This window comes from Parafannyhessea sp. LCP19S3_B1 (assembly GCF_052121955.1).
Taxonomy (GTDB): domain Bacteria; phylum Actinomycetota; class Coriobacteriia; order Coriobacteriales; family Atopobiaceae; genus Parafannyhessea.
In genome coordinates this window covers 77,130-97,538 of the sequence record NZ_JBQKDH010000004.1, presented here as the reverse complement: position 1 = coordinate 97,538, position 20,409 = coordinate 77,130, and the positions used below count along the sequence as shown (strand labels likewise).

Here is a 20,409-nt window from a genome sequence, read left to right as displayed (position 1 = left end):
TACACGCGTAGGAAAAAGGGCACGCCCCTTGGACGCGCCCTTCTCAAACAAGTTTTTCTAGTGCCGACCCGCAGCCTACACGGGCGAGCCGCACCTGGAGAAGCTGCTCACGCTGCCGTAGCCAATGCCCTGGCTGGGCGAGAACGCCTCGATCGTGACACCTCCGCCAATGTAGATGCCCACGTGGCCGGGACGCCAGACGACGTCGCCAGGTACCGCCTGGGAGATCGGCTTCGTGCAGAACGAGGCCTGCGACGCGGAGCTGTGGCTGATGCCGATGCCCGCGACGCCGTACGCATAGCTCGTAAGTCCCGAGCAGTCGAACGTCTTGGAACCGGGGTCAGAGGCACCCCAGACGTAGGTGCCGCCGACCATGCGCGTCGCCGCCGCGATGACGGTGTTGCGCCATGCGCCGGAGACGCTGGAACTGCCCTTGTTCGAGCTGCCTCCCGCATTGGAGCTCGAGCCACCGTTGCCCTTGTTCGAGCTGGCGCCCGCATTGCCGTTGCCCTTGTTCGAGCTGGCACCCGCGTTGGAGCCCGTGCCGGCATTGCCCTTGCTCGAGTTCGTGCCGGAATTGGTGTTCCCCTTGCTCGAGTTCGAACCGGAGTTGTTGCTCTTGCCGGAATCGGAGTTGCCCTTGTTGGAGTTTGCGTTGCCTTGGGTGCTCGCGTTGTTATCGGGCGTGTAGTACGCGCCGCCGTTGGCCTGGGCCTTCGCGGCAGCCTCCTCGGCAGCCTTCTTCGCCGCGGCCTCACGCGCCGCCTGCTCCTCGGCAAGCGCCTTCTGCACCTCGGAGCTCAGGCTGTTCACGTAGTCCTGCGCCTTCTGGGACTGCGCGTTCAAGGCCTCGCTCTGGGCCTTCTTGTCGGCCACGAGCTTCTCCTGGGAGGCCTTCTGCTCCTCGAGCTCGGACTTCTGGGACGACAGCTGGCTCTCGAGCGTCTTGACGTCGTTGATGGCGTTGGAGTCCTTCTCGCTCACCTTGTTCGCGTACACGATGTTGCTCGTAAGCGTATCGAACGAGTCGGAGCCAAGCAGGATGCTCAGCAGGTCGGTGTCGCCATACTTGTAGTTCGCGGCAACGCGCTTGCTCAGGACGGCCTGCTTCTCCTTCAGCTCCGCCTGCGTCTTCTCGATGTCGGAGTTAAGGGAGTTGATCTTGGAGTTTGTCTGGTCGAGCTCTACCTTCGTCTGGTTCAGGTCCTCGGAGGCCTGCTCCGCCTTTGCGTATAGGCTGTTCAGCTTCGCCTGGGCGTCACTCAGCTGTGACTTCAGCTCGGAGCTGGAGGGAGTTGCGAGCGCAGGAACGGCTGCGCCGGAGAAGACTAGCGTCGCGGAGAGTGCGGCAGCTATAGCTTTTTGGGCCTTATTTCGCTTCAAAACCCGCCTCTTTCGTATTGCATCGTCGTTTGTAAGGTCCCGAAGATTCTATCATTTTGAGGACGTCGCTTCCCAAAATCCGCCGCGCGCACGTCGTCACGACCCCGGCCCACCCGTTTTGGACCGCATGTCTCTCGAATGCGAGAAGGGAGCCTTTTACCAGATGGCACGTAGGTTTTTAGGTATCCCCAAGCCGTCCCGAAGCAGGCGTTAAGCGTCATGGGGGCTTCGTGAATGTGCAGACAATTTGGAGCAGTTATGAACAAACGCCCAGCTAAACCCTCAAGCCACCCTCAAGCGTCCTCGCATGGGGCACGCGGGGCTGTCGCCGTGCGCCCCGCGCGAGCCTCCACGCTCGGAGGCTCCGAGCGCCGCTGGCGACCCGTGGTCTACGCCGTTTGCGCGGCCTCGCTTGCGCTTGGCGTCGCGTTTCTCGCGATGGCGCTTCCCGCCGGGGCGCCGCGCCCGAGCACGTTCCTTTGGGTTGTCTGCGCGCTCGCCTTCGCGGCTTCGTGCGCCTCGAACGCAGCCTACCTCGCACGGCATCCTGGCCGTCCCACCATCGGCATGGCGCCCGTCGCCGTCGCGTCCGCCGGCGCGGCGGCAGCTCCCCTCGCGACGTCCGCGACGGTCGCGTCCCCGCCGCTGCGCGTGCTTGCGGTTGCGGCGCTTGCGCTGGGCATCGCCTGCGCCGCCGTGTTTGGGTACGTGTTCGCCAGGATGCGCGCAGCGTACGCAAACGCGCCCGCGCCGGGCGAGAAGAGCGTGCTCATAGTGCTTGGCGCCGCCGTGCGCGACGGCAGGCCCTGCCAGACGCTGGCCCGAAGGCTCGACGTGGCCGCAAGCCTTCTGCTTGGACATCCCGGCCGTGTGGCCGTGCTTTCGGGCGGTGTCTCGGCCACGCGGCCCGGCGAGCCGACTGAGGCGGAGGCAATGTCACGCTACCTGCAGGATCGAGGCGTGCCGACAACGCAGCTCCTGTTGGAGCCACGTGCAGCGAACACCAGGCAGAACGTGTCCTTCTCGCTCGAGGCGCTACGCGACGCGGGGCTTGCGGGGCGGCAGCTGTGCGTGGTGTCGAACGACTACCACCTGTGGCGCGCGCTTCGATGCGCGCGGCGCCAGGGCGTGACGCTTGTGCCCGTGGCCGCGCGCACGCCGCGCGCGAGCGCCCCCCAGCAGTGGTGCCGGGAGGCGCTCACGATCCTTGCGGGACGCTAGGCGGCCGCCGCGATGGTCCCCTCGTCGATCACGCCTCGAGCCGCGCGGTCAGCAGCTTGTTGAACAGCTTGGGGTTGCCGGTGCCATGGCTCGCCTTCATGCACTGCCCCACCAGGTAGCCCACGACCTTCTTGTTGCCGTCATGGTACTGCTGGACCTGGTCGGTGCAGCATGCGAGGACCTCGTCCACGATGGGCTCGAGCGCCGCTGTGTCCGTCACCTGGCGCATGCCGCGCTCGTCCACCACGCGCTCCGGGTCCTCGTCGGTGCCGTTGACCGCCTCGAGCACCTCGCGCGCCTGGGCGAAGGTGATGGCGTCCTCGGCGAGAAGCCCGGCAACCCGCCTCACCTGCGCGGGAGTCAGCGCATCGAAGCTCGGCGCCAGGTTCACCATCACGTTGGCGATGGTTGCCACGACCTTTGCCGGCGCGCCCTCGAGCGCCTCCTCGAAGAAGGACGCGACGGCGGGGTCGCCGGCGATCTGGCGGGCGTCGGCGCGCTTCAGTCCCAGCTCCGCCACGTAGCGGGCCGCCTTGGCGTCCGGAAGCTCCGGGATGCGAGCGCGGGCCTCCTCGATGAAGTCGTCCGTCAGGTCGAACGGCGCGAGGTCGGGGTCCGGGAACAGGCGGTAATCGTCCGCGGTCTCCTTGACGCGCATGACGACGGTGCGCCGGCGGCTGGGCTCCCAGTGGCGCGTCTCCTGGTAGATGATGCCGCCCTCCTCGAGCACCTCCGCCTGGCGGCAGATCTCGTACTCGAGCGCGTCGTGCAGGCTCTTGAACGAGTTGATGTTCTTCATCTCGGCTTTGGTGCCCAGGCGGGTCTCGCCGCGGCGGCGCAGGCTGATGTTGCCGTCGCAGCGCATTGAGCCGTTCTCGAGCGAGCAGTCGCTGATGCCGAGCGTCTTGAACGTCTGCTGCAGCTTCTCCATGAACAGGCGCGCCTCCTCCGGCGTGCGGAGGTCGGGCTCCGTCACGAGCTCGATGAGTGGCGTGCCGCAGCGGTTGTAGTCGATGAACGACTCGGACGCGCCGGTGATGCGGCCCTCCTCGCCACCGGAGTGGACCATCTTCGCGGCGTCCTCCTCCATGTGGATGCGCAGGATGCGGATGGGTACCGTGTACGAGCCGTCTTCCGCGCGCGCGATTGGGGTCTCGCCGTCCGCGGCGACGTCCTCCCACAGTGGGCGCTCCGCGGCGCCGGCGCCCTCGACCTCGAGGTCCAGGTGGCCGTGCATGCAGAACGCGACCGGGCCCTGCGTGGTCTGGAAGTTCTTAGCCATGTCCGGATAGAAGTAGTGCTTGCGATAGAACATGGAGTGCTTCATGATCTGGCAGTTGGTGGCAAGGCCGGCCATCACGATGGACTGGATGGCCTTGCGGTTTGGCACCGGCAGCGCGCCGGGCATGCCCAGGCAGACGGGGCACACGTTCGTGTTGGGCGGGTCGTCGTGCGAAAGCCGGCAGTTGCAGAACATCTTGGTGTCGAGCGCGGTGAGCTCCGTGTGCACCTCGAGGCCGATCACGGCCTCCCAGTCCTTGAGGACGTCCTCGAGCTTCCTCATCACAGGTCACCTCCCCTTCCGGCGAACGCGGGCGCGACGGGGGCGCCGCCTCCCAGGCCCAGGCCCTGGTCAACCCCGCGCTCGATCGCACGGGCGAACCGGAGCAGCCTGCGGTCGCTGAACGCGGGGCCCTGCAGCTGCGCCGAGACGGGCATGTGCGTCTGGGCGGAAAGGCCCAGCGGGACCGAGACGCCACCGTTGCCGCAGATGTTGTTGGAGATCGTGAACATGTCGGACGCGTACATCTGCGTGGGGTCGCTCACGTCGCCGAAGCGCCACGCCGTCGTGGGGGCGCTCGGCAGCAGGATGACGTCACAGCTTTGGTACGCGCGGGCGTAGTCCTGCGTGATGAGGGTGCGGACCTGCTGCGCGGGATAGTAGTACTTCTCGTACACGCCGCTGGAGAGCAGGTACGCGCCGAGCATCTGGCGGCGCTTCGCCTCCTCGCCGAAGCCGTGGGCGCGCGAGAGCGACGTCTGCTGCGCGAGCGTGGCGCAGTCCGGCTCCTGGTAGCCGTAGCGCACGCCATCGAAGCGCGCGAGGTTGCTGAACGCCTCGCACGGGGCGATGACGTAGTACGCGGCGATGGCGGACGCGATGTTGGGAAGGTCGACCTCCACCACGCGGGCGCCCTGGTCGCGCAGGGAGTCGAGCGCGGCCGCAAGGGCGCTGCGCACCTCCTGCGAGAGGCCCTTGGCCTCCATGAGCTCCGGCACGACGCCGACCGCGAGGCCGTCGACGGGATCGTCGAGGTGCTCGAGGAAGTCGACGGCGCAGTCCTGGCTGGTGGAGTCGAGCGGGTCGCGGCCGGGCGCGGTGAGCGCGTTCATGGCGAGGGCAACGTCCTCCACGCGGCGGCCGAACGGTCCCACCTGGTCGAGCGAGGAGCCGAACGCGACGACGCCGTAGCGGCTGACGGCGCCGTACGTGGGCTTCATGCCCACGACGCCGCAGAAGCTGGCCGGCTGGCGGATGGAGCCGCCCGTGTCGGAGCCGAGCGCGAGCGTGGCCTCGCCCGCGGCGACGGCCGCGGCCGACCCGCCCGACGAGCCGCCCGGCACGCGCGAGGTGTCCCACGGGTTGTTGGTGCGGTGGAACGCGGAGGACTCCGTGGTGCTGCCGAACGCGAACTCGTCCATGTTGGCCTTGCCGACGGGCGTGGCGCCCGCGTCGAGCATGCGCCGCACGCACGTGGCCGTGAACACGGACTCGTAGTTCTCGAGCATCCTGGACGCGCAGGTGGTGCGCGTCCCGACCAGGTGCATGTTGTCCTTGAAGGCCACGGGCACGCCGGCAAGGGGGCCGATCTTCTCGCCCGCGGCGCGACGCGCGTCCGTGCGCGCGGCGGCCTTCAGCGCGAGGTCCGCGGAGACCTGCAGAAACGCCTGGACGTCCTTCTCGCGGCCGTCTATGGCGTCCAGCGCGGCCCGCGCCACCTCCGTGGCCGTGAAGTCTCCGTTGCGGACGCCGGCCGCGATCTGTGCGGCGGAAAGTGAGTCGAGGCTCGCCATCAGAAGTCCTCCTCTGAGTCGCCCAGGATGGAGGGCACGCGGAAGTAGCGGCCGTGCGCGGACGGCGCGTTCTCGAGCGCCCGGTCGATGGGCAGCGCGCGGACGGAATCGTCCACGACGTCGGCCCCCATCACGTTGGAGAGGTCCCCGATTGGGTGAAACGTCGGCTCGACGCCCTCGAGGTCGTACTCGCGAATGGGCTCGAGCAGCTCGACGGCCTCGTTCATGTACGTGGTCATCTGCTCGAGCTCGTCCGGCGTGAGCGCGATGCGCGCGTAGTCCGCGATGCCCGCCACGTCGTCTTGGGACAGTGCCATGTCTGCCCTCCTTGCAGGTTGGGTCTGCGGCACGGCGTGCCGCACGTGTGTCACGACCATGATACGCAAAGCCGGCCGGGCGAGCGCCGCGCCGGCGCGGGGCGCAACCGCACCGTTACGTTGCCGTCACGCCGGCGACGCGGCCGGCGCAAGACGCTAGCCCAGGAGCTCGCGGCGCGAGCGGGTGCGCGCCACGAACAGCGCCGCCACGGCAGCGACCATGGCCGACGCCGCAAACAGCGTGGCCTGCACGCCAAGGGCGTCCGCCACGAACGGCGCCACCAGCAGCGGCAGCACGCCCGCGCTGTTCATGCCGACGCGCATGACGGACGTGACGCGCCCGACGTGGGCGACGTCGCAGCGCGCCTGCGCGAGCGTGGTGCGCGTTGGCCCCATGGCGCCAAAGCCCAGCCCGCTGACCAGCTGGCCCACGCACGCCCACGCGACGGACGCCGTGCCGACGTATAGCATGGACCCCACCCCCGTGACGAGGAGCATCGCGGACAGTGCCGTCATGTCGAGCCTGCGCGAGGGAATCCGCAGGACCGCAAGCGAGCCCAGCGTGCCGCCGACGCCCGCTATCGCGGAGAGCCATCCCATCCACTGCGCGCCGGCGCGCAGCACGTCGCGGTAGAACAGCGACTCGAGCGAGTCGAACGCGCCGTACGCGAAGAACCCCAGGAACCCGATGAGGAAGAGCGTACGCAGGCCCTCGCTCTGCCAGGTGACGCGCACGCCCTCGGCAAGGTCGCCGAGAAACCCGCGCACGCCGGTCGCGGGGCACGCCTTAAGGTCGGGGTCGCCGTCGCCCGTGCCCGCGGTGCCCATGCCCGTGGCGCCGGCCTCCCCGGACGCCGGCCGCTGCCGAGAGGGCGCGATCTTCTCGACCGTTGCCCAGACGAGCGCGAGCGCCGGAAGCGACGCGAACGCCATGATCGCGAAGTCGCACTTTGTGGGAAGCGCGCTCACGATGAGGCCGCCGAGCGCCGGCCCCGCGATGACGGCCACGCTGGTGGCGGTGTAGACGAGGCTGTTGACCCTCTGCAGGTAGCGCGGGTCGTCAGACACGAAGCGCGGATAGGCGTCCATGGAGGTGCTCCCGACGCCGAATGCCGCGCCCTGCACGGCGGCAAGGGCGTAGAGAAGCGCGTAGCTCAGCGGCAGGAGCCAGCCGGCGAGCCCCGCCACCGCCATGACGGAAAGCGTGGCCGCGAGCGTGCGCCTGGGACCCACGGCGTCGACCAGGGGGCCTGCCACGAAGCTCATGACCACGAGCATGACGTTGAGCACCAGAACGAGCGAGGAGACGACGAGCGCATCGGCACCCAGGTCGTAGGTGGCGCATCCGATGATGCCCACGAAGTATATGGCCTGGAGCCCCAGCTGCATGAGGAAGTTTGCCGCCACGATGCGGGCTTCCGGCTTTGAGAGGAGGTTGGACGAGAAGATCTTGGATGCGAAATCTTGCAAACGCATGGGTGCGGCCTTTCTGCATGGGGCGGAGGGACGAGGTGGGGACCGCCGTGCCGACGGAGAGGAGCGGCGCACGGGCCGCTTCCGGAAGGTGAGGCCGGCCGGGGTCGAGAAGGCCGTCAGTGCGCCGCCGGTGCTGTTGGCACGGACGTTGCGGACGTTGCGTCGCCAGGGGCGGGCGCATCGGGCCGGACGCCGAGGACCCTGCCCATGACCTTGCCGTACGTTGCGGCAAGCACCTGCTGGAACAGCGTGCCCGCCACGACGGGGAACATGACCGCCGGCGGGAAGAACTGCGCCGCGATGACCGCGCCGCACGAGATGTTGCGCATGCCGCACTGGAAGACCATGGACACCGTGCCGGGGACGTCCTGCCCGGCAACGCGCGCGAGGGCGAGCCCCGCGAGATATCCCGTGGACGCGAACAGCAGGATGAAGACCAGGACGCCCACGAGCCGGGACGTGAGGTTGGTGAGGTACGGAGCCGCGGACGTTGAGTTGGAGGCGATGACCAGGACGATGGCGACCCGCGCCGCCGGCATGAGGTCCGGCGAGAGACGCCGGGCGGCCCATCCGCGCGTGGCGTCGTTCAGGACCATGCCGAGGACGGCGGGGAGCGCGACGGTGAGCACGACGTTGAGCACCATGGGTAAGGCGTCGACGCGCACGGCATGGCCGAGAAGGACCTGCAGCGTGGCGGGTATGGTCACCGGGGCGATGACGGACGAGACCATGAGCGTTGCCAGGCCCTGCGCGACGTTGCCCCCGTACATCGATATCCACATGGTGGAGATTGCCGCGACGGGAACGCTGTATTCGAGCACGATGCCGGTAACCAGGTGCACGCTGCTGCCAAACAGGGCCCTGGCCAGCAGAAACGCGACGACCGGCATCACGCCGGACGCGAAGGCGATCGTGATCAGCATGGGGGCCGGCCGCCTTGCAGCCTCTGCCAGGTTGCGAAGGCCGTTGGTGAGTGCGCCCTGAAAGGACACGAGCGCGAAGAGCCACGGGACGGCGGGCGCGAGGTGGGACAGCTGCGCGGGAAACGCGCACGCCGCCACGACGCACGCGATGGCGATGGGCGCCATGTGGGCGCCGATGAACTTTCCGAACGAGTGCCAAGCGTCCAAGATGGCCTTCTCCCCCGCCGTGGCCGCGTTGGCCCCGAGCCGACGCCCCGACACGAGAAATACTAGCAGACGCAACGCCCACAGCGCCGCACCCGGGCAAACTCGACGCAGATGTTAATGCGTGGGCAACGCGCGAGTGCGACAGGAGTGAGCGCGGGGGCTTCGTGTTGTTCCCGTGGAGGACGGATGCCAGCCATTGGGCGCAAAGGCCGAGGAGCGGATGGACGCTCTTCTCGCCCGCAGCGTCTACCTGCGAGAGCGACGGGCTTGCGACGAGAGGTGACAGGTGCAGCAGACAGCGGAAAGCGGGGTGAAGGCCATCTGCAAGTGCCGCATGGCACCATACCCGCATGAGCATCTACATCTCACATAGGACGGCGCTGTGGCTTATGTGCAGCCCCGGCATTTGGCCACTCGTAGCGGGCGGACGGGGCGGCGCGGGCCCGAAGCCGACATTTGGAATCGGCCGCACCAGCGGCATCATCGCAGAAACGCGAGCGCTCCTCCCGAAGATATGCGCTCTGGCCGAATGGGACGACGGGCGCGTCAACCCCCTGGACATGCTCGTCCCGAAGGGGGCCAGCAGAAGGAGAAACGACGTTTGCGTGCGGCACTCTTGGGGCCGTGCGCTACCGGAGAACGCCGTCATCAGGCTCGATGAGGGGATATACCTATCGACCCCGGAGTTTGCCTTCCTGCAGATGGCAAACAGCCTCGACGAGATGGAGCTCGCGATTCTGGGATGCAGCCTGTGCGGCTGCTATTACCCTTGCGAGGGACCTACGGGATTTGTCAGGCGACCGCAGCTGACGACGATCAAGCGGCTCCATGGGTTTCTCGCTCAGTTTAGGAACGTGAAGAACGCCTCGAAGGCGCGCAGGGCGCTGAGATGGGTGCACGAGGGCTCCAGGTCTCCCATGGAAACCGCGACAGCCATGCTGCTGTCCGTTAGCAGGAGGATGGGAGGGTATGGGCTTCCAAAACCTGTGCTCAACCAGATGGTCGAACTTTCGGGAGGGTCATCCGCGATTGCGGGGACGCCCTACTATGTGGTGGACCTCTATTACCCGAAGTCGAACGTAGCGGTGGAATACCTTGGCAAGGCGTATCACAAGGACGTCGACCGCGACGTGACGAGGGAGTACGTCCTGAGGGGCGAGGGCTGCACCATGTTCAACGTGACCATTACGCAAGTGGTGACGAGTTCCCTAAGAAACCGTCTGGTGATGGACATCGCGCGGGCGATTGGGTATCGCCTTCGAAAGAGCACCCCAGCCATAGGTGAAAAGAGGAACGCCTTCCTGAACAGGATTCTTCCTCACCCGTCCCAGATCTTGAAATCGGGAGAGGTCGTCTGGAAAAGCGCCCCCTGGGCACTGCCCTCGCGACGGCCAGATTAGGCGTTTGCAAATTCGCGCAGCATCGGACGCACGCACACACAAACAAAGACATGCCAACGCCGGCAACGTTTTCCATCTGAGCATGGCACGCGGCGAAGATACATCCCCTCGTGCCTGAGACTAAATGCGGGCAACAGAGGCAATGCGCTGGGGGACTCCCGCGACGAGGCTATGGCCTTTGCAGAGTGAGTCTTGCGCGGCCGCAAGGCAGACCCCCACACGCCCCACCGGCCCCGCTGGATAAACGAGCTCGCAAAAGGTGCGCCCATATGCGGAAACCCAGCACGCCCAAGATGAAAACTCTAAGCTTCGCGAAATGACTCTTGGAGCACACCTGCAGCTTTGGCGCTGCCGCACACACCCCGGATGAGCTTGCGCATCCGCGCGAGCTCGGGGCGGGTGTGTTGCGCGGCCGAGTGTCCCGCGACAGAAACCTTCAGGTATGTACCCGGGTTGTAATCAAAAAGCTCGTGACGAGGCCCATCTGCCTGCAATCATACATTATTGAATCTCTTGCGCATGTACCACACCCAAGATGATCTCGCATTTGGCGCAACACACCCGCCCGTCCCTGGCATCATGCGCCTTATTCGGCAACACACCAGAGGCGAGCTTAAGAAATCGCGCTAAGTGAGCGCGAGTGTGTACCCTCGGCTTTGGCACCCCCGCACACACCCCGCCTGACCTTGCGCACCGGCGCAAACTCGGAGCGGGTGTGTTGCGCGGAGGGACATCCCGCGACGAAAGCCGCCTGGTGTGTACCAAGAACGTAGTCGGGCGCTTCGCAGTGCATGCCACATACCTCCTGCTATGACAAATTAAACCAACATGGAATGTTTCACACCCGGGGCTTCCTTTCATTTCGCGCAACACACCCTGGGATTTCTGGCTGCGGCCCCCTCTTCTCGCAACACACCCGAGGCAGACTTGCGAGGTCTCGTGAGCTGAAGGCCGGGTGTGCGACCTTGCCCCGCAATACCCATCACACACCAGCACCAACCCCGTAAAGTCGCAAAAGCTGGGGGCGGGTGTGCACCCCATCCGCAATGGCTCCTGCGCACACCCGGCACGAGGCTGCGGACCGCGCAGGATGGCCCTTGGTGTGTACCGCACGCTTTAGGTCGCCTGCTGCCCTACCTCCGTCCACACCCAAATTCCCACCTCTGCACCATGAATTAGCTGTGACCAAAGAAAAACATGCCCCAAACGATTGAAAACACCGCGCACGTCGGGGTAAAATCCCCCTTCGTAAGTAGGATTTACGCCGAGACCGCCACGACAGACACGCGACCGCCCCGGCACAGACAATTCGGAACTTCCCGAAGCAGAGAGAGGCGTCATGTCACAGCTACTCACCATCTCAGGGCTTTCCGCAGGTACGGACGAGAAGCCCATCCTCCATGGCATCGACCTTTCCGTGGGCGCGGGCGAGACCCACGTCCTCATGGGGCCAAACGGCGCAGGCAAGTCCACGCTCGGCCACGTGATCATGGGCGACCCCGTCTACAAGGTGACCGGCGGCGCCATCTCCTTCGACGGCGAGGACATCACGGACAAGACCCCCGACAAGCGCTCGCTCGCCGGCATCTTCCTCAGCTACCAGGCTCCCGTCGAGGTCCCCGGCGTCCCCCTGTACAGCTTCCTGCGCACCATCACCCAGATGCGCCCGGAGCTCAAGACCACCGCGCGCAAGTTCCGCCAGCGCGTCGGCGAGATCTGCGACCAGCTCGACATGGACCAGGGCTTCCTCACGCGCGAGCTTAACGTCGGCTTCTCCGGCGGCGAGAAGAAGAAGGTCGAGATGCTCCAGCTCCTTCTCCTCCAGCCTAAGCTGGCCATCCTCGACGAGACCGACTCCGGACTGGACGTCGACGCCCTCTCCGTGGTCAGCCGTGGCATCGAGGCCTACCGCAAGGAGTGCGACGGCGCCCTGCTCATGATCACGCACAACACCCGCATCCTCGAGAAGCTCGACGTCGACAAGACCCACGTCATGGTCAAGGGCCATCTCGTCGCCGAGGGCCCCGCGTCGCTCATCGACGACATCGACCAGAACGGCTTCGCCCGCTTCGAGCAGGCGCCCGCTGGCCAGAAGGTCGAGGCGTAGCAATGGCCGAGAAGAGCAAGAGGACCGAGGTCGAGGACGTCGACCGCTCCCTCTACGACTTCGTGAAGTCGGAGGAGGGATACGAGCGCTACGCCGACGGCCTCACGCCCGACATCGTGCGCTCCATCAGCGCCAAGAAGGACGAGCCCCAGTGGATGCTCGACATGCGCCTGAAGGCGCTCGAGATCTACCAGGACAAGCAGATGGCCCCCAACTGGGGACCCAGCATCGCCGGGCTCGACATGGACCACATCTCAACGTACGTCAGCCCCAAGACGAAGCAGGCCAAGGACTGGAACGACGTCCCCGCCGACATCAAGGACACGTTCGAGCGCCTCGGCATCCCCGAGGCCGAGCGCGAGTCCCTCGCGGGCGTCGGTGCCCAGTACGACTCCGAGATCGTGTACCACAACATGCGCGAGGAGGTCGCGAAGCAGGGCGTCGTCTACACCACGATCGAGGACGCGCTCCACGACCCCAAGTGGGAGCCCGTCGTGCACGAGTACTTCGGCACGCTCATCCCGCCCACCGACCACAAGTTCGCGGCGCTGCACTACGCCGTGTGGTCCGGCGGCTCGTTCGTGTACGTCCCCAAGGACGTGCACCTGGACTACCCGCTCCAGAGCTACTTCCGCCTCAACGCCCAGGGCGCCGGCCAGTTCGAGCACACGCTCATCATCGTCGAGCCCGGTGCGGACCTCCACTTCATCGAGGGCTGCTCCGCGCCCAAGTACTACGAGGCGAACCTCCACGCCGGCGCGGTCGAGCTCTTCGTGAAGGACCACGCGCGCCTGCGCTACTCCACGATCGAGAACTGGTCCAAGAACATGTACAACCTCAACACCAAGCGCGCCACCGTCGGCGCCGACTCCAAGATGGAGTGGGTGTCGGGGTCGTTCGGCAGCCACGTCAGCTACCTCTACCCCACCACGATCCTCAAGGGCGATCGCGGCAGCTGCGAGTACACGGGCATCACGTTCTCCGGCGCCACGCAGGACCTCGACACCGGCTGCAAGTTCATCCTGCTTGGCAAGGACACTAACGTCTCCGCGGACGCGAAGTCCATCTCAAAGGACGGCGGCGTCAACACGTTCCGCTCGTCCGTCTTCGTCGGCAAGGACGCCCAGAACGCCCGCGCCACGGTCAGCTGCTCGTCGCTCATGCTCGACGACATCAGCCGGTCCGACACCATCCCGCAGATGGACATCCGCAACAACACCGCCCAGGTCGGCCACGAGGCCACCATCGGGCGCATCTCCGACGACACGGTCCTCTACCTCATGAGCCGCGGCTGCTCCGAGGCCGAGGCCAGGACCATGGTCGTCAACGGCTTCGCCGACCCGGTCTCCAAGGAGCTCCCGCTCGAGTACGCCGTCGAGATGAACAACCTGATCAAGATAGAGATGGAAGGGGCGATCGGCTAATGGCAGACAACGCCAAGACGGAGCCCATGGTCACCCTCGAGCGCGTCAACACGCCGCCCGCGCAGACCTGGAACTACCTCAAGACCAACGACATCACCCTCACCGTCCCCAAGCTGTCCCGCAAGGGCGACGTCTACTTCGCGCTCCCCCGCCTGTTCGACAAGGTCGAGACCGGCATGGGCCCCAAGGTGACCGACTGGGTTACCTCCCAGGCCGCCGACGCCACCTACGTCGAGGTCAGGGCGGGCGAGAAGAACCATGCCCCCATCGTCGTGGACGTGGACTCCAACGCGGGCGTCGTCAGCGACTGCGGCGTCATGGTCCGCCACGACGCCGACGCCACCGTCGTCGTGGTCTCCCACGGCGCGGACGACGTCGAGCGCACCTCCGCCGCCCTCGTCAGGATCGTCGTCGAGTCCGGCGCGCGCCTCAGGCTCGTCGAGGTCGTCGCCGAGGGCGACGCCCACCAGCACCTCGAGTCCGTCGGCATCTCCGCGGACGAGGGCGCCACGGTCGAGGTCCGCCAGTTCTTCCTCGGGGCGGGCACCACGGCCGCAGGCATCTGCTGCGCGCTCAGGGGCGACAACGCCCGCGTCGACCTCCAGAGCCACTACCTCGGCCAGGGCGCCCAGGTGCTCGACATCAACCACGTCGTGCGCATGGCCGGCAAGAACGGCCGCGCGGACGTGCGCGAGTCCGGCATCCTCAACGACGCCGCGCACAAGTCGCTGCGTGCCACGATCGACCTCGTCCACGGCGGCTCCGGCTCCAAGGGCAACGAGATCGAGTCCGTGCTCGTGAACGGAGACGACGTCGTCAACAAGACCATGCCCGTCATCCTGTGCGACGAGGACGACGTCCAGGGCAACCACGGCGCCACGATCGGCTCCGTCGACCCCCAGCAGATGGACTACCTCATGGGCCGCGGCCTCTCGCGCGAGCAGGCGCAGGACCTCTTCGTCCGCGCCCTGTTCGATGACGCCCTCATCGAGGCCGCCCATCCGCTCGCCCGCAAGGCCGTCTTCGAGCGCGCCGCGGCCGTCCTCGGCCAGGAGGTCGCGCGCGACCTCATCGACACCCTCGGCATCGAGCTTTCCGCGGATGCCGAACCCACCGCACCCACTACCAGGGAGGATGCAAGCAATGCTTAGCGAGCAGCAGCTCAAGGACATCGAGAAGAGCCCCTACAAGGTAGACTTCCCGCTCCTCTCCCAGAACCCGGACCTCACGTTCCTGGACAGCGCGGCCACGGCGCAGCGCCCCGGGGTCGTGCTCGACGCCATGCGCGAGTTCTACACCACCATGAACGCGAACCCGCTGCGCGGCCTGTACCGCCTCTCCGTCGAGGCGACGTCCGCGATCGACGAGGCCCGCAACAAGATCGCCCGCTTCATCGGCGCGGTGGACGAGAAGGGCAACCCCCAGGGCAGCCAGATCGTCTTCACGCGCAACGCGTCCGAGTCGCTGAACCTCGTCGCGAGGACCCTTGGTCCGAAGGTCGTGCTCGGCCCGGACGACGAGGTCGTCATCAGCATCATGGAGCACCACTCCAACCTGATCCCGTGGCAGCAGCTGTGCAGGCGCACGGGCGCGAAGCTCATTTACCTGCGCCCGAACGAGGACTTCCGCATCACGCCGGAGGAGGTCGCCGCCAAGATCGGTCCGCATACCAAGATCGTCTCCGTCACGCAGGTCTCCAACGTCCTCGGCGTCCAGAACGACGTCAAGGCCATCGCGCGCCGTGCGCACGAGGTCGGCGCGTACATGGTGGTCGACGGCGCGCAGTCCGTCCCCCACATCGCGGTCGACGTGCGGGACCTCGACTGCGACCTCCTGGCCTTCTCGGCGCACAAGCTCGGCGGCCCCATGGGCATCGGCGTGCTGTGGGGAAAGCCCGAGGTGCTCGACGCCATGCCGCCGTTCCTCACGGGCGGCGAGATGATCGACGCCGTGACCGAGACAGATGCCGTCTGGGCGCCGGTGCCTCAGAAGTTCGAGGCCGGCACGCAGGACGCGGCCGGCTCGTTCGCGACGGGCGTCGCGATCGACTACCTCACCGGCCACGGCATGGACGCGCTGGAGCGCCGCGAGCGCGAGCTCGCGACCTACCTGTGCGACTCGCTGGCGGCGCTGCCCTACGTCGACCTCATCGGCCCGGCGGACGGCAGCCGCCACGTAGGCGCGGTGGCGTTCAACGTGCGCGGCGTGCACCCGCACGACGTCGCGTCCATCCTGGACATGTCGCAGGTGTGCATCCGCGCCGGCCACCACTGCGCGCAGCCGCTGCTCAGCTACCTCAAGGTGGAGAACGGCGCCACGTGCCGCGCCAGCGTGGCCTTCTATAACGACAAGCAGGACGTCGACAGGCTCGTCGAGGGGCTGGACAGGGTCTGGTCTCTCTTCGGCGGCGCCGTCACGGGAAAGGCGTAGCATGGACCGCTCTACTCCGGCAAGCCTCTACAACGCCCAGTTCATGGACCACGTGGCTCACCCAGACTACAAGTACCAGATGGACGACCCCACCCTCACGCACCACGGCGTGAACCCCTCCTGCGGGGACGAGCTCACGTTCTCCGTGCGCATCGGGGACGACGGCCGCATCGAGGAGGCCGCGTACCAGGGTCACGGCTGCGCCGTGAGCCAGGCCTCGGCCGACATGATGAGCGACCTCATGGTCGACAAGACCCCCCAGGAGGCCATCGAGCTCTGCCGGCTCTTCGGCCGCATGGTCCGCGGCGAGGAGACGGACGACTCCAAGCTCGCCGCCCTGGACGAGGCGGCCTCCCTCAAGGACGTGAGCCACATGCCTGCGCGCGTGAAGTGCGCGGAGCTCGCGTGGCGCACGCTCGAGGAGATGCTCCAGAACGGATCGGACAAGCCCGGCTCCACCGCCACGGCAAGCTGCGTCATGCCGCCCCACACCCACGACGGGCAGGAGTAGTCGCCATGGCCTCCATGTTCTCCACAAAGGGACGCTATGCCCTGCGCATCATGGGCGACCTCGCGACGCACCCCGGCTGGGTCTCGCTCGGCGACGTCGCCAAGCGCCAGGGCATATCGCGCAAGTACCTCGAGCAGGTGGTCTCGCTCATGCACAAGGCGGGCTTCGTGGAGAGCCTGCGCGGCAAGGGCGGCGGATATCGCCTCACGCGCGACCCCAGCCAGTACACGCTCGGCGCCATCCTGCGCGCCGCGGAGGGCTCGCTCGCGCCCGTCGACTGCCTGGACTGCACAAACGACCGCATCTGCCCGCAGTTCGAGACGTGCCCCACGGTCACCATGTGGCGCGACCTGGGCAAGGTCACGGCATCCTACCTCGATAGCAAGACGCTGCAGGACATCGTGGACCAGATGCGCGAGCGAGGCACCACGGGCGAGGAGCCCCACGGGCCCGGCGCCACGTCCTAGGCGCCCGCGCCCACGGCCTTTATGTCCCAGGGCACGGCCGAAAGGTAGTCGTGCGCCCCCATGCCCACGAGGTCGTCTCCCTCGCCGCGCCTCACCGCGTCGTCGTAGGTGAGCGAGCCGCCGGTGGACAGGTCCACGAGCGCACGAAGCTCGCTGGTGCTCGAGACCCCGGTGTCGCCAGCGTTGCCACTCGCCACGAGCCACGGCCAGTTCGTGGCCCACACCTCTACGTGCTGGCCGCCCAGGGTCTGGCTGTACACCAGGAAGTTGCCGATGTCGCCGGCGACGTCGGGCTCCGTCCCGTCCTCCAGCTCGAGTGACGCCAGCGCCCCCTTGTCGTGGTCGTCTCCTGCGGTCGGCGCGTATCCCTTGGGATAGACCTCCACCTCGTCCTCGTCCACGACCACGTCCACCTTGCCGCGCCAATAGCTCGGCAGCGCAAACTGATAGCCTTCCGCACGGACCACGTAGGACGCGTCGCCCGTGACGGCGTTGCCGCCGGCACCGCCGTCCTTCTCGTTCGCGCCAGAGTTCGCGCCAGAGCCTGCGTTGTCCGCGCCAGACGTGTCGGAGGCGTCGGGCTTGCCCGCATCAGCCTTCGCTCCGCCCGTGGGCTTTGCGGACTTCTTGCCGCCGTCGGCCTTCTTCCGCACCGTCTGCGACGCGTCCGCGCCCGGCTCCGTGGCCGCGCGCGTCAGCGCGTACGAGCCAACGCCCACCACGGCAACGGCAAGCACGGCCACGAGCGCAATGAGCCACCTTGGCGTCGGCCTCTTCGCCGGCGCGGGTGTGGGTGCCGCCGGCGCATCCGGCGCATCCGGCGCGGTCGGCGCGGGCGCCGTCAGGTCGCGGCCGCAGTTCGTGCAGAACTTCGCTCCGTCGGGAACGCTCTTCCCGCAGCTTGGACAGAACATCGCATCCTCCCAGGTCGTGGCCGTGAGGCGGCCTCCCGCCACGGCGTGGCGCACGGGCGCGGGGGCTTCCCCGCCTTCAGTATGGAAGACGGAGGGCCCCCGGGCGGACGCGATTCGGCGTGCGGCGCGGCCGGCGCCTACACGCGCGAGCCAAACTCGTAGTAGAACATGGTGCGCAGGTCCGCAAGGTCCTTCTCCTGGGCGCCCTGGGCGTCGGACATAGCATGCCACGTGCCGTCGGGCGCCTGGTAGCCCAGCGAACTGACCTGCGGAACGACGGTGGTCGAGAAGAGCTGGGCCTTCTGGTAGCGACTGAGCGGCGCGCCGATGGCGTTCATCAGGGTCGCGCCGAGGTTGGACGCGGAGACCGTCGCGTCGGCCGCAAGCTGGTCGCATCCCGCGACGTCGTAGTTTGCCCAGATCACGTAGCGCGTCTGGTACGTGCGCGCGGAGTGGCCGGGCTCCTCCTCGCCCGGGTACGACACGTCGTTGTACGCCGGCGAGATGCCGGGCTGGTGGTCGCCAAAGAACACGAGCACGACGGGCTTGCCAATGGTGCGCAGGCGCTCCACGAACGCGCGCAGGTCCTCGTCGGACGCGCCAATGACCGAGAGGTACTCGTTCAGGTCGTCGTTGTTGCCCGCGCCCTCCACGTTGTAGCCCGTCAGGATGTCCGCCGGCGTGTTCCGCAGGTTGTAGCCGCCGTGGTTCTGCATGGTGATGTCGAGTATGAACTGTGGGCCGTCGCCCTTCTCCACAAGGTCGAGCACCTTGTCGTACGTGACGGAGTCGCGCACCCCCGCGTGGAGCGTGGGTGCGTCCCTCGGGAAGGAGTCGATGTCCAGGAAGCGGTCGAAGCCCAGCTCGCGGTAGGCCATGTTGCGGTTCCAGTTCGTGCCCAGGTTGGGGTGGAGCGCCACGGTCTTATACCCCAGGGCCTTGAACTGCCGCGCGAGGTTGTCGACGCGGCGCAGGCTGTACGTCTGGTACGGGAAGACGTTCGCCGGCACGAAGCCCATGGATATGCCCGTCAGGAACTCGAACTCGCTGTTGCACGTGCCGCCGCCGCGCACGGACACGTCGAGCGCGCCCTGCTGCAGCGAGTCCGTGAGGCCGTATTTGAGGTACTGCGGCCCGTCGTAGCCGGCGGCCTTTATGTCCTCGAACACGGACATGTCCGAGAAGGACTCGTTCATCACGGCTATGACCGTGGGCTTGGTCTGGGCAAACTGCTGCTCCGCGGCCTTGCGGGCATCCGTCTGGTTCTGGGCGTCGAACTTGGCGGCGTAGCTCTTCTCGAGCCTCTTCGCGCGGGATTCGCGATAATCTGCGGGGCGCCTGATCTGGGCCTCGCGCACGCCCATCACGAACGAGGGCAGGAAGCCGTACTGCTTGTAGCTGGCCACGCTGTCCCAGTAGCTTATGTTCACGCCAAACGCGGTGCGGTAGTTGGGCACGAGCACCAGCGCGAGCGTGGCGGCGCACGCCACGGCGCCGGCCGCCAGGTTCGTGGCGCAGCGCCGGCGCCACCACGGCACGTCGCGACGCGCGGGCGCCCATGGCACCAGGTAGCCGGCGAGCACGTACGCGATCATGGCGTACGTCGCCGCGACCGCCACGTCGTCCGTGAGAGTGAACGTGTAGCCGGAGCTCACCTCCGCCGCGGTGCCGAGCGCGTGAAGGTCGGAAAACGTGATGGCGGAGTTCCTGAACAGGATGACGAAGTACTCGGCTATGCCGATGACCAGGCACGCGACCGCGACGATCGCGGGGCCCGCACCATGGCCGAGCGAGAGGAAGTACGCCGTCACCACCACAAGCAGGACGATGGCGGCCTCCAGCAGGAAGTATCGCGCCGCAAGCGACTCGATGGCGTCGTTCGACGGAACCTCGATGGCAAGCGCGCTCAGGATGGAGATGGCGACCAGGATGACGACGGTGGCGCCGGCGTGCAGCGCCCGCAGGTTGGAGCGGAGGAAGCGCGCGGCGCTGGCACCGTCGAGCCGCCGCAGCGAGTCTTCGTCCGAGGCGTCCGCGTCCTTCTCGTCCGCGGAGCGCGCGTCCGTACGCGCCGCCCAGGCCGAGGCGAGCGCTGCGAGCCGGTTTCGCACGAGCAGGAGCGCGATGCCCGCAAACGTGACGACAGACAGCCGGTCGACGGAGTTTCCGCCCGTGAACAGGCCCTGGCTCACCATAGACTGCAGCGTGGCCAGAAGCGCAATGGGGACGACGGTCCACGCCACGACGCTGGGCTCGAGCACGCTCACGAGCGTGCGAACGTAGCCGCGCTGGCCGTCGTGGCGTGCCGCCTCGCCCATGAGGCGACGCCTCCGGTTTGTGCGCACGAGCACGTCCGCGACGGAGTAGGCGACGACGAGCAGCACGCTCGAGAAGACGGTGGCGGAGAGGCTGGTTGGAAGGGAGGAGGTTCCGGGGTCGTTTGCGATCAAAGGTGGTTCCTAACGCGCAGACCGCCCGGACGGCGCGGCCCGGACGGCAAGGTAGACGAAAAGGGGCCAGCCCGGAGGCTGACCCCTTAGAAGTGTAAAGGAAT

16 protein-coding genes are annotated in these 20,409 nt (G+C 67.2%); 8 read left to right on the top strand and 8 right to left on the bottom strand.

Translation table 11 applies throughout. The annotated features are described in order from the left end of the window. Window positions 1–75 precede the first annotated feature (75 nt). Entirely contained in the window at window positions 76–1,383 is a 1,308-nt protein-coding gene (locus ACTQWE_RS02860) for a C40 family peptidase (protein WP_441856642.1), read from the bottom strand. A 384-nt stretch (window positions 1,384–1,767) separates the two neighbouring features. Here ACTQWE_RS02860 and ACTQWE_RS02855 point away from each other — a divergent pair, with 384 nt between their 5' ends. Next, window positions 1,768–2,604, top strand: a complete 837-nt coding sequence (locus ACTQWE_RS02855) for a YdcF family protein (RefSeq protein ID WP_441856643.1) — start codon at window positions 1,768–1,770, stop codon at window positions 2,602–2,604. A gap of 28 nt (window positions 2,605–2,632) precedes the next feature. Here ACTQWE_RS02855 and gatB read toward each other — a convergent pair whose 3' ends face one another. From gatB to ACTQWE_RS02830, 5 genes are all read right to left on the bottom strand, one after another. Next, the gene (gene gatB, locus ACTQWE_RS02850) at window positions 2,633–4,168 is read right to left on the bottom strand and encodes an Asp-tRNA(Asn)/Glu-tRNA(Gln) amidotransferase subunit GatB (RefSeq protein ID WP_441856644.1); all 1,536 of its coding nucleotides are present in this window, start codon (window positions 4,166–4,168) and stop codon (window positions 2,633–2,635) included. Then, the gene (gene gatA / locus ACTQWE_RS02845; RefSeq protein ID WP_441856645.1) at window positions 4,168–5,679 is read right to left on the bottom strand and encodes an Asp-tRNA(Asn)/Glu-tRNA(Gln) amidotransferase subunit GatA; all 1,512 of its coding nucleotides are present in this window, start codon (window positions 5,677–5,679) and stop codon (window positions 4,168–4,170) included. The genes gatB and gatA overlap by 1 nt, the downstream gene beginning before the upstream one ends. Continuing rightward, a complete protein-coding gene (gene gatC / locus ACTQWE_RS02840) occupies window positions 5,679–5,996 on the bottom strand; it encodes an Asp-tRNA(Asn)/Glu-tRNA(Gln) amidotransferase subunit GatC (RefSeq protein WP_170103325.1) in 318 nt (105 codons plus the stop codon). Before gatC ends, gatA begins: the two co-directional genes overlap by 1 nt. Window positions 5,997–6,152: 156 nt before the next feature. Further along, on the bottom strand, window positions 6,153–7,472 hold the full coding sequence (locus ACTQWE_RS02835) for an MFS transporter (protein WP_441921247.1): 1,320 nt from the start codon (window positions 7,470–7,472) through the stop codon (window positions 6,153–6,155). Between the two features lie 116 nt (window positions 7,473–7,588). After that, a complete protein-coding gene (locus ACTQWE_RS02830) occupies window positions 7,589–8,602 on the bottom strand; it encodes a bile acid:sodium symporter family protein (RefSeq protein WP_441856647.1) in 1,014 nt (337 codons plus the stop codon). A 350-nt stretch (window positions 8,603–8,952) separates the two neighbouring features. On the opposite strand from ACTQWE_RS02830, the gene ACTQWE_RS02825 reads away from it, so the two are divergent. The 7 genes from ACTQWE_RS02825 to ACTQWE_RS02795 all read left to right on the top strand — a co-directional run bounded on the left by ACTQWE_RS02825 (window position 8,953) and on the right by ACTQWE_RS02795 (window position 16,941). Further along, window positions 8,953–10,002: a hypothetical protein gene (locus ACTQWE_RS02825; protein ID WP_441856648.1), complete on the top strand. Its 1,050-nt coding sequence runs from the start codon at window positions 8,953–8,955 to the stop codon at window positions 10,000–10,002. 1,339 nt (window positions 10,003–11,341) lie between these two features. After that, the gene (gene sufC, locus ACTQWE_RS02820) at window positions 11,342–12,109 is read left to right on the top strand and encodes a Fe-S cluster assembly ATPase SufC (protein WP_441856649.1); all 768 of its coding nucleotides are present in this window, start codon (window positions 11,342–11,344) and stop codon (window positions 12,107–12,109) included. Between the two features lie 2 nt (window positions 12,110–12,111). After that, window positions 12,112–13,533, top strand: a complete 1,422-nt coding sequence (gene sufB, locus ACTQWE_RS02815; RefSeq protein ID WP_170103320.1) for a Fe-S cluster assembly protein SufB — start codon at window positions 12,112–12,114, stop codon at window positions 13,531–13,533. After that, a complete protein-coding gene (locus ACTQWE_RS02810) occupies window positions 13,533–14,684 on the top strand; it encodes a SufB/SufD family protein (RefSeq protein ID WP_441856650.1) in 1,152 nt (383 codons plus the stop codon). Before sufB ends, ACTQWE_RS02810 begins: the two co-directional genes overlap by 1 nt. Further along, complete coding sequence (locus tag ACTQWE_RS02805) at window positions 14,668–15,963, top strand: aminotransferase class V-fold PLP-dependent enzyme (RefSeq protein ID WP_441856651.1); 1,296 nt, start codon at window positions 14,668–14,670, stop codon at window positions 15,961–15,963. Before ACTQWE_RS02810 ends, ACTQWE_RS02805 begins: the two co-directional genes overlap by 17 nt. Before the next feature lies 1 nt (window position 15,964). Then, window positions 15,965–16,474 (top strand): Fe-S cluster assembly sulfur transfer protein SufU, encoded by a 510-nt coding sequence (sufU, locus tag ACTQWE_RS02800; RefSeq protein WP_090861429.1) that lies wholly within the window; start codon window positions 15,965–15,967, stop codon window positions 16,472–16,474. 5 nt (window positions 16,475–16,479) lie between these two features. Then, a complete protein-coding gene (locus ACTQWE_RS02795) occupies window positions 16,480–16,941 on the top strand; it encodes an RrF2 family transcriptional regulator (protein WP_441856652.1) in 462 nt (153 codons plus the stop codon). Here the strand turns inward: ACTQWE_RS02795 and ACTQWE_RS02790 are convergent. Both ACTQWE_RS02790 and ACTQWE_RS02785 read right to left on the bottom strand, forming a co-directional pair. Beyond that, entirely contained in the window at window positions 16,938–17,855 is a 918-nt protein-coding gene (locus ACTQWE_RS02790) for a zinc ribbon domain-containing protein (RefSeq protein ID WP_441856653.1), read from the bottom strand. The genes ACTQWE_RS02795 and ACTQWE_RS02790 overlap by 4 nt on opposite strands. A 137-nt stretch (window positions 17,856–17,992) precedes the next feature. Beyond that, entirely contained in the window at window positions 17,993–20,305 is a 2,313-nt protein-coding gene (locus ACTQWE_RS02785; RefSeq protein ID WP_441856654.1) for an LTA synthase family protein, read from the bottom strand. Window positions 20,306–20,409 lie beyond the last annotated feature (104 nt).